The sequence below is a fragment of the Streptomyces chlorus genome, from assembly GCF_042655885.1.
Classification (GTDB): domain Bacteria; phylum Actinomycetota; class Actinomycetes; order Streptomycetales; family Streptomycetaceae; genus Streptomyces; species Streptomyces chlorus.
In genome coordinates, this window is record NZ_JBHSOA010000035.1 from 76,176 (window position 1) to 89,805 (window position 13,630).

General features: G+C 71.3%; 14 protein-coding genes and 1 pseudogene. 8 read left to right on the forward strand and 7 right to left on the reverse strand.

Going from position 1 to position 13,630, the window contains the following annotated elements:
• The first annotated feature begins 11 nt into the window (after positions 1–11).
• Both ACFPZI_RS16915 and ACFPZI_RS16920 read left to right on the forward strand, forming a co-directional pair.
• Positions 12–428, forward strand: a complete 417-nt coding sequence (locus ACFPZI_RS16915) for a DUF4395 domain-containing protein (RefSeq protein WP_381363848.1) — start codon at positions 12–14, stop codon at positions 426–428.
• Between the two features lie 189 nt (positions 429–617).
• Positions 618–1,346 carry a lysophospholipid acyltransferase family protein gene (locus ACFPZI_RS16920; RefSeq protein WP_381363850.1) on the forward strand — a complete coding sequence of 243 codons (729 nt, stop codon included), beginning with the start codon at positions 618–620 and terminating at the stop codon, positions 1,344–1,346.
• A gap of 19 nt (positions 1,347–1,365) precedes the next feature.
• Here ACFPZI_RS16920 and ACFPZI_RS16925 read toward each other — a convergent pair whose 3' ends face one another.
• From ACFPZI_RS16925 to ACFPZI_RS16940, 4 genes are all read right to left on the reverse strand, one after another.
• Positions 1,366–1,968 carry a transglutaminase domain-containing protein gene (locus ACFPZI_RS16925; RefSeq protein WP_381363852.1) on the reverse strand — a complete coding sequence of 201 codons (603 nt, stop codon included), beginning with the start codon at positions 1,966–1,968 and terminating at the stop codon, positions 1,366–1,368.
• A gap of 92 nt (positions 1,969–2,060) precedes the next feature.
• Positions 2,061–3,131 (reverse strand): threonine aldolase family protein, encoded by a 1,071-nt coding sequence (locus tag ACFPZI_RS16930; protein WP_381363853.1) that lies wholly within the window; start codon positions 3,129–3,131, stop codon positions 2,061–2,063.
• The gene (locus tag ACFPZI_RS16935) at positions 3,128–3,874 is read right to left on the reverse strand and encodes an SDR family NAD(P)-dependent oxidoreductase (protein WP_381364100.1); all 747 of its coding nucleotides are present in this window, start codon (positions 3,872–3,874) and stop codon (positions 3,128–3,130) included. Before ACFPZI_RS16935 ends, ACFPZI_RS16930 begins: the two co-directional genes overlap by 4 nt.
• A 38-nt stretch (positions 3,875–3,912) precedes the next feature.
• The gene (locus tag ACFPZI_RS16940) at positions 3,913–5,310 is read right to left on the reverse strand and encodes a DUF6421 family protein (protein ID WP_381363854.1); all 1,398 of its coding nucleotides are present in this window, start codon (positions 5,308–5,310) and stop codon (positions 3,913–3,915) included.
• A gap of 252 nt (positions 5,311–5,562) precedes the next feature.
• Between ACFPZI_RS16940 and ACFPZI_RS16945 the strand changes: the two genes are divergently transcribed.
• Positions 5,563–6,246, forward strand: coding sequence for a glycerophosphodiester phosphodiesterase (locus ACFPZI_RS16945; RefSeq protein ID WP_381363856.1), 684 nt, complete (start codon positions 5,563–5,565; stop codon positions 6,244–6,246).
• Between the two features lie 61 nt (positions 6,247–6,307).
• On the opposite strand, the gene ACFPZI_RS16950 is transcribed toward ACFPZI_RS16945, so the two are convergent.
• Positions 6,308–6,850, reverse strand: a complete 543-nt coding sequence (locus ACFPZI_RS16950; RefSeq protein WP_381363858.1) for a GNAT family N-acetyltransferase — start codon at positions 6,848–6,850, stop codon at positions 6,308–6,310.
• A gap of 145 nt (positions 6,851–6,995) precedes the next feature.
• Between ACFPZI_RS16950 and ACFPZI_RS16955 the strand changes: the two genes are divergently transcribed.
• Positions 6,996–7,397: a VOC family protein gene (locus tag ACFPZI_RS16955; protein WP_381363860.1), complete on the forward strand. Its 402-nt coding sequence runs from the start codon at positions 6,996–6,998 to the stop codon at positions 7,395–7,397.
• Between the two features lie 35 nt (positions 7,398–7,432).
• Here ACFPZI_RS16955 and ACFPZI_RS16960 read toward each other — a convergent pair whose 3' ends face one another.
• Together ACFPZI_RS16960 and ACFPZI_RS16965 are read right to left on the reverse strand one after the other, a co-directional pair.
• Entirely contained in the window at positions 7,433–8,074 is a 642-nt protein-coding gene (locus tag ACFPZI_RS16960) for a MarR family winged helix-turn-helix transcriptional regulator (RefSeq protein ID WP_381363862.1), read from the reverse strand.
• Positions 8,071–9,882, reverse strand: coding sequence for an FUSC family protein (locus tag ACFPZI_RS16965; RefSeq protein ID WP_381363864.1), 1,812 nt, complete (start codon positions 9,880–9,882; stop codon positions 8,071–8,073). The genes ACFPZI_RS16960 and ACFPZI_RS16965 overlap by 4 nt, the downstream gene beginning before the upstream one ends.
• A gap of 180 nt (positions 9,883–10,062) precedes the next feature.
• On the opposite strand from ACFPZI_RS16965, the gene ACFPZI_RS16970 reads away from it, so the two are divergent.
• From ACFPZI_RS16970 to ACFPZI_RS16985, 4 genes and pseudogenes are all read left to right on the forward strand, one after another.
• Positions 10,063–10,638, forward strand: coding sequence for a DUF5134 domain-containing protein (locus tag ACFPZI_RS16970; protein ID WP_381363865.1), 576 nt, complete (start codon positions 10,063–10,065; stop codon positions 10,636–10,638).
• A 101-nt stretch (positions 10,639–10,739) separates the two neighbouring features.
• The gene (locus ACFPZI_RS16975) at positions 10,740–11,675 is read left to right on the forward strand and encodes a M56 family metallopeptidase (RefSeq protein ID WP_381363866.1); all 936 of its coding nucleotides are present in this window, start codon (positions 10,740–10,742) and stop codon (positions 11,673–11,675) included.
• A 332-nt stretch (positions 11,676–12,007) separates the two neighbouring features.
• Entirely contained in the window at positions 12,008–12,694 is a 687-nt protein-coding gene (locus tag ACFPZI_RS16980; protein ID WP_381363867.1) for a phosphatase PAP2 family protein, read from the forward strand.
• Positions 12,695–12,886: 192 nt separating this feature from the next.
• Positions 12,887–13,501, forward strand: a pseudogene (locus tag ACFPZI_RS16985) (TetR/AcrR family transcriptional regulator); the annotation flags it as partial.
• Positions 13,502–13,630: the final 129 nt, after the last annotated feature.

Below are 13,630 nucleotides of genomic sequence, written 5' to 3' on the forward strand. Positions count from 1 at the left end.
ATGCTCGATCCATGGACATCGACGTGAGAGGGCCCCGCTTCGGGGCTGCCGTGACGACCGTGGTGCTGGCCGTGGTGCTGATCACCGGGAACGTGTGGCTGCTGGCCTGGCAGACGCTGGCGTTCGCCTGCGGCATGGCGGGCGGGGTCGGCCGCTCGCCGTACGGCTGGTTGTTCCGGCGTGTCCTGCGGCCACGGATCGGACCGGCGACGGACTTCGAGGCTCCCGAACCGCCGCGGTTCGCGCAGGCGGTGGGGCTGGTCTTCACCGTCGTCGGGCTCGTCGGCTTCGCCCTCGGACCCGACTGGCTGGGCCTCGCCGCGATCGGCGCCGCGCTCGCGGCGGCCTTCCTCAACGCCCTGTTCGGTTACTGCCTGGGGTGCGAGATGTACCTGCTCCTGCGGCGGATGACGGTGCGCACGGGGTAATGGCGACGCAAAAGTCCGAGGTGGATCAGGGGAGTGGACGTGACAAGAATCTCGCCGCAGGCAGGCGCCGGGGCTGGTCCGTCGGTCGTTCTTGGGGCACCATCAGCGACAAGCCGTAAACCTACGGCTGCGTAACTTCGGCTGGGAGTCCCCCTTCCCAGGCAGAGCAGGAAGGGTTCCACCGCACCCATGGCAGAACTCGTCTACCGTCCCGTGATCGGTTTCGCCCAGACTCTGTTCAAGGCGTGGGACCTCAAGATCGACTGCCGGGGTTCGGAGAACATCCCGCGTACGGGCGGCGCCGTACTGGTGAGCAACCACATCAGCTACCTGGACTTCGTCTTCAACGGCCTCGCGGCGCTGCCGCAGAAGCGGCTCGTGCGCTTCATGGCGAAGGACGCCGTGTTCCGGCACAAGATCTCGGGTCCGCTGATGCGCGGAATGAGGCACATCCCCGTGGACCGCAATCAGGGCGACGCGGCGTACGCGCACGCGCTCGCCTCGCTGCGGTCGGGCGAGATCGTGGGTGTCTTCCCGGAGGCGACGATCTCCCAGTCCTTCACGCTGAAGAGCTTCAAGTCGGGTGCCGCGCGCATGGCGCAGGAGGCGGGCGTACCGCTGATCCCGATGGCGGTGTGGGGCACCCAACGGCTGTGGACCAAGGGACACCCCCGCAACTTCAAGCGCAGCCACACCCCGATCACCATGCGCGTCGGCGAGGCGATCGAGGCGTCCAGGGACAAGTACGCGGGCGCGATCACCCGGCAGCTGCGGGGGCGGGTACAGGAACTGCTGGAGGCCGCGCAGCGCGCCTACCCGGTGCGCCCCAAGGGCCAGGACGACACCTGGTGGATGCCGGCCCACCTCGGCGGCACGGCGCCGACCCCGGAGCAGGTCCGCGCGGCCGAGGCGCGCTGAGCCGCCGTCGGCGTGCGCGTCATGATCCGGCGCGGTCCGGCAGCGCGGTGGGGAGCGCCCGCCACAGGTGCGGGCGGTCCCGCGCGGCCTTGAGCACGTTCAGCACGACGGGATGCGGTGCGGCATACAGAAGCGGGTAATCCGTCTCACCGGCGGCCGGATCGGGCGTGAAGGCCAGTCGCTCGCCGTCCAGGGAGAAGCGGGCGTCGGCTCCCGGCCCGTTGCCCCGGGGGTCCTGCCGGTGCCAGGCACCGGCGAACCGCACGGCGACCAGACCGTGCAGCACCCCGAGGTTCTGATAGCACAGCGCGGTCGGAATGTCCTCGGCCCGCAGCAATGCGGCCAGCGCGTGGGCCTTGGCGTAGCAGATCCCGGTGCGCTGCTCCAGGACGTCGGAGGCCCGCCAGGTGACGCGGGGATCGCCGGAGTCCTGTGAGTGCGGGATGGTGTCGCGCACGAACTCGAAGGCCGTCCGCGCATACTCATACGAGTCGGCTGCTCCGGCCGCGAGCCTGGCGGCAGTCTCGCGGACCAGGCGGTGGCGGTGGCGGTGGCGGTGGTCGATCGTCTCATCGACAGCCAGATAGGCGGAGAGATCCGGGATTTCCTGGATGGTCTGCATACCAATGGAGCATAGGTATGCACCCAACCGAAGTTCAATGAATTTTCGATTGACTGCATACCTATGCGAAAATTTTGACTGCGCGACGGCCGCTAGCGGGCCATCTCCTCCTTGAGGGCCGCCACGAACGTGTCCACGTCGTCCTCGGTGGTGTCGAAGGCGCACATCCAGCGGACGTCGCCCGCGGCCTCGTCCCAGAAGTAGAAGCGGAAGCGCTTCTGCAGGCGCTCGGTCACGGCGTGCGGCAGGCGGGCGAAGACGGCGTTGGCCTGGACCGGGTGAAGGATCTCCACGCCGTGCACGGCGCGCACGCCCTCGGCGAGGCGCTGGGCCATCTCGTTGGCGTGCCGGGCGTTGCGCAGCCACAGGTCCCGCGCGAGCAGGGCCTCCAACTGCACCGAGACGAAGCGCATCTTGGACGCGAGCTGCATGGACAGCTTGCGCAGGTGCTTCATGTGGCTGACGGCGTCCTGGTTCAGCACCACGACCGCCTCGCCGAACAGGGCACCGTTCTTGGTGCCGCCCAGGGAGAGCAGGTCGACGCCGGCCGCGTTGGTGAAGGTGCGCATCGGCACGTCCAGGGCGGCGGCGGCGTTGGCCAGCCGGGAGCCGTCGACGTGTACCTTCATCCCGTGGGCGTGCGCGTGCTCGCACAGGGCGCGCATCTCGTCCGGCGTGTACACCGTGCCCAGCTCGGTGGCCTGGGCGATGGACACCACCTGCGGCATCGCACGGTGCTCGTCCTCCCAGCCGTACGCCTGCCGGTCGATCAGCTCGGGGGTGAGCTTGCCGTCGGGGGTGGGCACGGTGAGGAGCTTGATCCCGCCGACGCGTTCCGGTGCCCCGCCCTCGTCGACGTTGATGTGCGCGCTCTCGGCGCAGATCACGGCGCCCCAGCGGTCGGTGACCGCCTGGAGTGCGACGACGTTGGCGCCGGTGCCGTTGAAGACCGGGAAGGCCTCGGCGGTGGGGCCGAAGTGGCTGCGGATCACCTGCTGGAGGTTCTCCGTGTACGCGTCCTCGCCGTATGCGACCTGATGCCCGCCGTTGGCCAGGGCCAGGGCGGCGAGCACCTCCGGGTGGGCTCCGGCGTAGTTGTCGCTGGCGAAGCCGCGGATGTCCGGGTCGTGATGGCGGCGCGCGTCGGTGCGGGGTGGATTCACGGCTTCTCGGTCAGCCACAGACGGTTTCCGTTCAACTCCGCGGCGGGCTTGTCCCAGACGCCGGCGATCGCCTCGGCGAGATCCTTGACGTCCGTGAAGCCCGCGAACTTCGCGTTGGGGCGGTCGGCGCGCATCGCGTCGTGCACCAACGCCTTCACCACCAGGATCACAGCCGCCGATGTCGGCCCCTGCTCGCCCCCCGCCTTGCGGAAGTAGTCGCCCATGGCCAGCGTCCACGCCTCGGCGGCGGCCTTGGCGGCCGCGTAGGCGGCGTTGCCCGCGGTGGGCTTGCTGGCGCCGGCCGCGCTGATCAGGACGTACCGGCCTCGGTCGCTGCGCTGCAGCCCCTCGTGGAAGGCGAGGGAGGTGTGCAGCACGGTGCGCACCAGCAGCAGTTCCAACAGGTCCCAGTCGTCCAGGCTGGTCTTGGTGAAGGTCTCGCTGCCGCGCCAGCCGCCGACAAGATGGACCAGGCCGTCGACCCGGCCGAACTCCCTCTCGGTACGCGCGGCCCACTCGCGGGTGGAGTCCAGGTCGAGCAGGTCGACCGTGTCACCGGTGACGGTGGAGCCGCCGTGCGCGTAGCGCGCCGCGTCCACGGCCTCCGCCAACCGCTCCGGGTCGTTGTCGGAGCCGACGACGGTCGCCCCCGCCTCGGCCAGCCTGAGCAGTGTCGCCCGCCCCGCGGGTCCCCCCGCGCCGGCCACCGCGATCACCGCACCGTCGAGCGCCCCGTTCCCCATGGTCCTCGCCTCCTGAACAGTGGTGTGAACGAGATCGCTCACGCGGCGATCCGCTCGGTGCTGTCCGCCGTGATGCCCCTGGTCGAGGCGATCACGTTCTTCAGCTTCTTGGACAGTGCCTCATAGAACATGCTCAGCGGAAACTCGTCCGGGAGCACGTCATCGACGAGTTTGCGCGGCGGCTGCGTCAGGTCCAGGGCGTCGGGACCCTTGGCCCACTTGGATCCCGGGTGCGGGGAGAGATAGCGGGAGACCAGCTCGTACCCGGCGAACCAGTGGACGAGCTTGGGGCGGTCGATGCCGTCGCGGTACAGCGTCTCGATCTCGGCGCACAGCTGGTTGGTGACCTGCGGGGCACGGTCCCAGTCGATGGTGAGCTTGTTGTCGGTCCAACGGACGACGTCGTGCTGGTGCAGGTAGGCGAAGAGCAGTTGGCCGCCGAGGCCGTCGTAGTTGCGGACCCGCTCGCCGGTGACCGGGAAGCGGAACATGCGGTCGAACAGCACCGCGACCTGCACGTCACGGGCCTGCGGGACGCCGTCGCCGGCGAGCTTCACGGCCTCCTTGAAGGCCGTGAGGTCGCAGCGCAGCTCCTCCAGGCCGTACATCCAGAACGGCTGGCGCTGCTTGATCATGAACGGGTCGAAGGGCAGGTCGCCGTGGCTGTGGGTGCGGTCGTGCACCATGTCCCACAGGACGAACGCCTCCTCGCAGCGCTTCTGGTCGTGCACCAGCGCGGCGACGTCGTCGGGCAGCTCCAGTCCCAGGAGGTCGACGGCGGCGGCGGACACCCTGCGGAAGCGGGCGGCCTCGCGGTCGCAGAAGATGCCGCCCCAGGTGAACCGCTCGGGGGCCTCGCGCACGGCGATGGTCTCGGGGAAGAGCACCGCGGAGTTGGTGTCGTAGCCCGCGGTGAAGTCCTCGAACGAGATGCCGCAGAACAGCGGGTTGTCGTAGCGGGTGCGCTCCAGCTCGGCCAGCCAGTCGGGCCAGACCATGCGCAGCACGACCGCCTCGAGATTGCGGTCCGGATTGCCGTTCTGCGTGTACATCGGGAAGACGACCAGGTGCTGGAGGCCGTCCTCGCGGCGCGCGGCCGGGTGGAAGGCCAGCAGCGAGTCCAGGAAGTCGGGCACCTCGAAGCCGCCCTCGGCCCAGCGGGTCAGATCCTTCGCCAGGGCCTCGTGATAGGCGCGGTCGTGCGGGAGCAGCGGGGACAGCTCGTCGAGCGCGTCGACCACCCGGCGCACCTCGAACTCGGCCTCGGCGCGGGCCGGGGCTCCCTCGGCATCGAGGTCGATCGATCCGTCCTTCGCCTGCCAGGGTCTGATCCGCTCCACGGCATCCTTGAGCGCGGGCCACGCCGGGTGCTCGACCACCCTGGCCGCCGAAGGAACGGCCCCCTCCGTACCCACCTGCACAAGAATTTCCGTCATATCCCATCCTCCAGCGAAGAAACTGCGTACGCCGACCGTATACATACGAGGTTTCTCCCAGCAAGGGACACTTCCGTAAATTATCCTGCGCCACCCTGACTGTCACCGCACTTTTTCCTGTCCATCACGCGACTGAGTGACACTCTTCGACTTCGATGTTCAGCATCTGGACGGGGCGGGCATAGGCGATACGGTCCAGGAGGGCCGCAGGGACGCGGTCCCGCGTCGCCGTCGACGGAAGCGAGTCGCATCTTGAACTTCCTCACCATCGGTCACCGCGGAGTCATGGGTGTCGAGCCCGAGAACACCCTCCGGTCCTTCGTCGCCGCCCAGGAGGCCGGTCTCGACGTCATCGAACTCGATCTGCATCTGAGCAAGGACGGCGCGCTCGTCGTCATGCACGACACGGACCTGGACCGCACGACGGACGGCACAGGCCCGATCGCCGACCGGACCGTCGCCGAACTGCGCGCCCTGGACGCCGGACGCGGCGAGCGCGTCCCCGTCTTCGAGGAGGTGCTGGACGCCGTCCACGCACCGTTGCAGGCCGAGATCAAGGACGTGCAGGCGGCCAGGACCCTGGCCGAGGTGATGAACCGGCGGAATCTGGCGGGCCGGATCGAGGTGTCCTCGTTCCACGACGACGCGATCGCCGAGATCGCCCGTCTGGTGCCCGGGGTACGCACCGCCCTCATCGCGAGCCTCTACAGCCCGGATGTGGTGAAGCGGGCGGTCGGCGTCGGCGCGTCGACCGTCTGCCTGAACATCCGCCGCCTCACCCTGGAGATCGTCGAGCAGGCCCGCAAGGCGGACCTGAGGATCATCGGCTGGGTGGTGAACACGCAGGACCACCTCAGACTGGTCCGGGCCCTCGGGCTCGACGGCGCGACCACCGACTACCCGGAGATCAAACGCACCGGCCGCTTCACCGCGTGACAGTCGGGCCGGCTCCGCCCAGGGCCACGTCCAGCGGCAGCCGGGACCGTGCGTTCGGCCGTCAGGACAGTTCCTTGACCAGCAGCTCGAACTGCAGGTCGGCGCGGAGCGGAATGCCGAACCGCTCGTCGCCGTACGGGAAGGGAGTCGTCCTGCCCGTACGGCGGTAACCGCGCCGCTCGTACCAGGCGATCAGGTCCTCGCGCACCGTGATCACGGTCATGTGCATCTCGTGTGCGCCCCAGGTGTCCCGCACCTGCCGCTCGGCGTGAGCGATGATCGTCTTTCCGAGCCCGGCACCCTGGAGCCCGGGGCTGACCGCGAACATGCCGAAGTAGGCGTGGTCACCGCGGTGCTCGAGCTGACAGCAGGCGACGATCCGGCCCTCGCGCTCCACTGTCAGCAGCCGGCTGTCCGGCGACTTGACGACCTCCCGCACGCCTTCCGGGTCGGTCCGCTGCCCCTGGAGGATGCCGGCCTCGGTGGTCCACCCGGCCCGGCTGGGGTCACCCCGGTACGCCGACTCGATCAGCGCGACGAGACCGTCCACATCGGCGTCGGTGGCGTCACGGAAGGTGAGTGCGCTCTCGGTGACGGATTCCATGGGGCCCTTCTCCGCTTCTTCGCTCAAGTTCTTCGCTCAGGTCGTCCGCAGACCGCGGCACGCAGTCCGCAAATGCGCCGGCTGTACCGGTTGTCGGCGTGGCTCGGCCACGGACGAGGTTATCCCGGCCGCTACGCTCGGCCGCATGGTGCATGTACTGGGCAGCCGGATCCTCCTTCGTCCCACCGATCCCGAGCGCTCCCGCGTCTTCTACGGCGAGCAGTTGGGCCTCGCGGTGTACCGCGAGTTCGCCACCGGCCCGGAGCGCGGCACGGTCTACTTCCTCGGCGGCGGTTTCCTGGAGCTGTCCGGCCGGTCCGACACCCCGGCGGACACGGCGGACCCCGCGGTGAGGCTGTGGCTCCAGGTGGCGGACGTGACGGCAGTCCACGGGGAGCTGAAGGACAAGGGCGTCGAGATCGTCCGGCCGCCGGTGAAGGAGCCGTGGGGCCTGATCGAGATGTGGATCGCCGACCCGGACGGCACGCCGATCGTCCTCGTGGAGATCCCGGCCGACCATCCGCTGCGGTACCGGCCGGGGATCTGAGACCGGGTACGGGCAATCCCGACGGCCGGGGTCCGTCACGTCCGCGGGGCGCCCAGGCGTCCTTCCAGCCGGCCCAGCAGCTCGGCGAGCAGCGAGGCCAGCTCGCCGAGCGCCGGTCCGTCCAGGCCGGACAGCACGGCACTCTCGTAGGCGAGCTGCGCGGGCATCACCCTGTCGACCGCGTCCCGCCCGGCGTCGGTCAGGCGGACCCGGGCCACTCGGCGGTCGCGGGGGTCACCGCGGCGCTCCACCAGGCCGTGCGCGGAGAGCTGCTTGAGGCGCTTGGTGACGGCGGCGCCCGAGGAGAAGGTCTCGCGCGCCAGTTCGCCCGGGGTCAGTTCGCGACCGGTGCGGCGCAGCGCGCCGAGCAGGTCGAACTCGGGGCGGGTCAGTCCGGCCCGGCCGAGCGGGGCGTCCTCGGCCTGTTGGAGCAGGGCGGCGCAGCGGTTGACGCGCCCGATGATCTCCATGGGCCCGGTGTCGAGGCCGGGGTACACCGCCCGCCACTGCCGGACCACCTCTGCGACGGTGTCCTGGCCGGTCACCGATGTGCCTTCGCCGGTGGGGACTCTCGCGCCGACCGGGGGAGCCTCGTCCGCCGGGGGTCCCCCGTCGGCCCGGTGGGCCCCTTCGGCGGGATGTCCTCCGTCGGCCGGGGGTCGTTCGGTCGCCCTCATGGCCGTACGTCCTCCGTGTCGTTGCCCGTGTCGTCGTTCGTGCCCTTGCCGGTGCCGGTGCCCGCCTTCGTGCCGGCACCCGGACTCATGCCTGAACCTGTGCCCGGGTTCGTGCCTGTGCCCGCGCCCTGGTTCGTCTCCTCGCCGGAGCCGGCCGCCAGGCCCTGGCGTCGTACCGTCGCCGCGAGCGTACGGTGTCCCGCCTGCTCGGCGAGCACGACCCCCTCCTGCGGCAGCGTGCGAAGCCACCATTCGCCCGCGGCCGCGTCGGCGGTGGCCCGCAGGTCGACAAGGGCGGCGGCCAGGCCGCGCCTGGCGGTCTCCAGGGCGGTGGGGTCGGCCTGCGGGTCGGCCAGGAGCCGGGCCGCGTGTTCGCGCCGGAGGCCCGCCGTGGTGAGCGCCGTCGCGACGCGGTTGCCCGCCCGCCGGTTGGTGACGGCCAGGGCGGCGGCGAAGCCGACCAGTGCGCCGACGAGGGTGTCCACCACACGGCCGGTGATCAGGGAGCCGGTCGCCTGGTAACCGGGGAACTCGGTGACGAGCAGGGCCAGCGGGGTCACACAGACGCTGCCGAGCCAGTAGTTGCGGCCGATGAGCGCCTCGGCACCGAAGTTGAAGAGGAGGCAGCACAGGACGAGGGCGAGCGGTCCGAGGTTGGCGATCGGGGCGATGGCCGCGAAGAGCAGCACGCCGACGAGGTTGCCGACGACCCGCTGCACGGTCCTGCTCCAGGTGAGGGTGATGTTGGCCTGGTAGAGCGCGGCGGCTGTGGTCAGGGCCCAGTAGGGCCGCCCGACGCCGAGGGCGAGGGAGGCGTATCCGGCGAGGCCGCAGCCGAGGGCGGTGCGTACGGCGATGGGGGTGAGCGGTCCCAGCCGGGACCACAGCGAGCGAGGGGGGACGGCGCGCTCGGCGGTCACACCGAGGAGTTCGTCGGCCTCCGAGCGGGGGGCGTCGGCGCCCGGGACACGGCCTGCGCTGCGCAGCTCGCGGGCCTGGGCGCGCAGCCGCGCGGGGTCGGCTTCGGCCGGCGCGGCGAGCGCGATCTCGGCGCGGATGACCAGCCGTTCGAGGGCCCGGCGGGTGGCGACGGAGCGGGGCCCGGTGAGGAGCAGACACTGCCAGGCGGCCTGCACGGCGGCGTAGGCGGAGGCACGGGCCCGCGCGTGGCCGTCGCCGGTGCCGCCGGTATCGACGTACGCGGCGGTGGCGTTCAGGGCGTCGGCGGTGGCGCGGCGCTCGGGGCCGTGCGGCCGGACCAGTACGGGCGCCATGCCGACCAGCCAGGCCCAGACCCCGGCCACCGCGGCCAGTGCGATATGGCCGGGGACCTGTCCGAGGGTCTGGGGGACGAACAGCGAGGCGGAGCTGACGAAGGTGAGGATCACGTTGCTGGGCGGGCCGATGCGCGTGACGTCGCACAGCACCTTCTGTGCGGCGGCCAGCAGGGCGCCGATGGTGACCAGGATCACGGCGTTGCTGGTGAGCGAGGCGGCGACCAGGGCAACGGCAAGGCCCCCGACCATGCCGAGCCCCACTCCCGCGAGCGCCTTGGCGCGGGCGGCGTACGGACGATTGTGGGCGTAGAGGGCACACAGGGAACCGGCCATGGTGTAGACCGCGAGGTCGAGCCGGCCTAGGGCGACCAGGGTCAGGGTGGGCGGTGCGACCGCGACCACCACGCTGAAGGCGGGTTTGAACCAGATGTTGGAGGGCCGCCCGACGCGCAGCACGTCGATCAGTGGGAACCGTCGACGCTTCGGCGCCGGCTCTGTTTTGGGGGCGGGACGGGGGGTCGCACTGCTCATGACGTATAAGATTACCAGACCTTTTACTCGTAAAATATCTTCATGACCTGCGATGCTCCCCCGAATGCCCCCCGTGTACCCCTGTGCGCTCGCGTGCACACCTTCGAGCGCGGGCATGCCTTGACCGACCGTGGAGCGGGACCACCCGTGCGGCGGGGGCGGCCCCAGGGGGAGGTTCGCGTGCACGGACCGACGGCGTCCGGCTGGCTGCTGGTCGCGCTCTGCGCGGCGACCGGCACCTACTGCCTGCTGCGGATGCGCAGCAGCGTCGAGGAGCAGCGCCGTGCCGCGGGCGGCGAGGCGCTGATGGGCTTCGGCATGGCGGCGATGGCCGTACCGGCGGCGGTCTTCACACCGCCCTCGTGGGCGTGGCCCGTCTACGCGGTGGTGTTCGGTGCGGCGGGGCTGCACGCCCTGTGGGCGGCCCGCGCGGGCGCCCACCATCTGCACCATCCACTGGGCGCCGGGGCCATGGTCTACATGGCGGTGGCGATGGCCGTCTCCCCCGGACCGGGACAGGGGCAGGGGCACCCGCACGGGAGCTCGGGCATACCCCTGCTGACCGGCGTCCTGCTGCTCTACTTCACCGGATACGTACTGGTCACAGGCGTACGACTGGTGCCGGTGACCACCGTGGCGGGAAACCCGGCACCAGGGGCCGGCGGGGCCTCGGGCTGGGGGGACCGGCCGGAGCTGGCACGGGCGTGCCGACTGTCCATGGGCATCGCGATGGTGGCGATGCTGCTGACGATGTGAGGCGGGCAGGTGGCGGCCGGTCCACGGGCGGGACCGTTGCCTACGTCACTTTGCCCCGGTGGGCCGTACCCGGGAGTGGTGTGCACTCATAGGCTGAACGCATGATGCTCCCCGCGGCACTGTTGCTGCTCGGCGTCCTGATCGCCGTCACCGGCCCCCGATTGCTGGCGCGGGCCGACTGGACGGACCGTGAGCCGGTGGTGGCGCTGTGGGTGTGGCAGTGCGTGGTCGCGGCGGTGCTGCTGTGCTGTGCCCTGTCGATGACGTTCAGCGCGGCGGCCGCCTCGAACGCGGTCGGCCGCCCCGTGTTCGCGACGGCACCGCGCGGCGTCGTGGAGGCCTACGCCCTGGGCACGGCCGGGCCCCTGGCGGCGACCACCGCGGTCGCCCTGGCGTGCGGTGGGCTGTGGACCGCGGCGATGCTGGTCCGCGAGATCGTACGGGCCCGTGCCCGGCGGCGGGCCCGCCGGGCCGAGCTTCTGGTGCGGGCGCCGCTGCTGCCCGGCGAGGAGCCCGGCGCCGGCCGGCTGGTGGTTCTGGAGGGCGCACACCCCGACGCGTGGTGGCTGCCCGGCACCCCGCCCCGGCTGGTCGTCACCACGGCCGCGCTGCGTCGGCTGAAGGGCCGCCGGCTGGACGCCGTCCTCGCGCATGAGCGGGGACACGCGCAGGCCCGGCACGACTGGCTGCAGCACTGCTCCTCGGCGCTCGCCGACGGCTTTCCGCAGGTACCGGTGTTCGCCGCGTTCCGCGACGAGATGCACCGGCTGGTCGAACTCGCCGCCGACGACACGGCCTCCCGCCGCTTCGGCCGACTGACCACTGCCCTGGCGCTGGTCGAGCTCAACGAGCACCGCGGGGTGTTCGGCCCCTGCCCGTCCCCGCAGGGCCAGGTCCCGGCCCGGGTGCACCGGCTACTGACTCCCCCGAACCGGCTACCGGCGTGGCACCGGCTGCGGCTGACGGCCATGGCGTCGCTGGTGCCGGTGATCCCGGTACTGGTGGCGTTCGTACCGGGGCTGCGGGCGCTTGGCTAGGGCCTCTCGTGTGGATCATGCCGGGCTCGCGGGCCCCGGCACCGCACCTCGCCGCGTCGTCGTCGGTCCCCAGGGCTCTCCCCTGGCTCCCTCCTCCGTCTTGCGATGCTCCCCACTGCCTGAAAGGCGTGGGCGGTGCCCCCCCAGCACCGGGCACCGCTCCCTGATCCGGCCTGACCCGAACGAAAGACCCTAAGGCCCGCCCCGGGGCCACAGCGGGGCCTCGGGTGCGCAGGGCGCCGGGGTGAGAGAAAACGGGGCCTACGGGCTCACAAGGCTGACGGCAGATGAGGGACTGGCTTCGAGCCCCAGGGGTCGGCGAGGATCGCTGTATGCCCTCCTCCCACACCCCTCCCGTCGGCCTCGAGCCACCGCCCCGTCCACCGGAGCACCGCTCGTCCGCGGTTCTCCTCGGTGTGCCGGCCGTGTGCTCGGTCGTGCTGCTGATCCTGGTCGTCGCGCAGTGGTCCCCGCTGATCGGCCTGGACCGCGACATCGCCTCGGCCTTCCACCGCTGGGCGGTCGACGAACCGGGACTGACGCAGACGGCTCGCGTCCTGACGGACTGGGTCTGGGACCCATGGACCATGCGCCTGCTGTGCGGGGCGGTCGCACTGCTGCTGTGGTACCGGTACGCGGCCCGGTGGACCGCGGTGTGGCTGGTGGTGACGTGCGCCGTGGCGACGATGGTGCAGCAGGTCCTGAAGGCGGCGGTGGGCCGCGCCCGCCCCGTGTGGACGGACCCGGTGGACTCGGCCCACTACGCGGCCTTTCCTTCGGGTCACGCCATGACCGCCACCGTCACCTGCGGTCTCCTGCTCTGGCTGCTGCACCGGCACGGAGTGGGCCGGTCCGTGTGGGGCTGGGCCGTTGTCCTGGCGACGCTCTCGGTCATCGGCGTCGGTCTCACCCGCGTCTGGCTCGGCGTCCACTGGCCCACGGACGTACTCGGCGGCTGGCTCCTCGGCATCGTGGTCGTGGCCGTGGCGGTACGGATCCACCGGCGTCAGTACCCGTAAGAGACACAAGAGATCCCGGTCCCCGCCGCTCCGGCAACCCGGCCGAGCGGGCCCGCGCCTCCCCTATGCCGCTCTCCTTGGGCGATCCCCCGCGTCGCCCAAGGAGGGCGGCAGCCCGGAGTGACCCACGAGGGGCCCCACCGAACGCGTTGAGTATAGTTGGCTGCCAACCAGTCAACGCAGGAGTCCAGCATGTCCCCGCGCAGCGCCTCGGTCAATGAAGAGTTGCGAAGGCGTTCGAAGGAGCGGCTTCTCCAGGCCGCCGTCGAGCTGGTGAGCGAGCGCGGCTACGAGGCGACGACGCTCGGCGACATCGCCGATCGCGCGGGTTCCGCGCGGGGCCTGGTGTCGTACTACTTCCCGGGGAAGCGCCAGCTGGTGCAGTCCGCCGTGCACCGCCTGATGCACCGGACGCTCGAGGAGGCGCTGGAGCGCGAACCGCGAACCGATGACGGGCAGGAGCGGATGGCGCGGGCCATCGACGCGGTCCTGGGCCTGGCCCGGGACCGTCCCGTGCTGATGCGCCAGCACATGGCCGGGCTGCTGCAGGCCGAGGGTTTCCTGCCCTGCCCCGAGCAGCGGCGTCTGGCGGAACTGCTGAGCGACACCGTCGCCCGGTACGGCTCGGAGCAGGTCGCCAGCGACTATCCGATGCTGCGCGCCCTGCTGATGGGCGCCGTGTACTCGGCCCTGATGCCGGGTGCGCCGATGCCCGTCGCGGTGCTGCGCGAGGAGCTGTTCAAGCGGTACCGGCTCGACCGGGAACTGGGTGTCCCGCCGGACACCGAGGTGCCCGGCGGGACGGGTGCGACCGGCCCGTCGGACCGTTCCGGTGACACGGAACGGTCCGACGGATCGAACCACTCGAGTGGAACGGCCGGCTTGGAAGGTACGGGCGGCACGGAAGGTACGGGCGGCACGGACGCGCCGGACCGG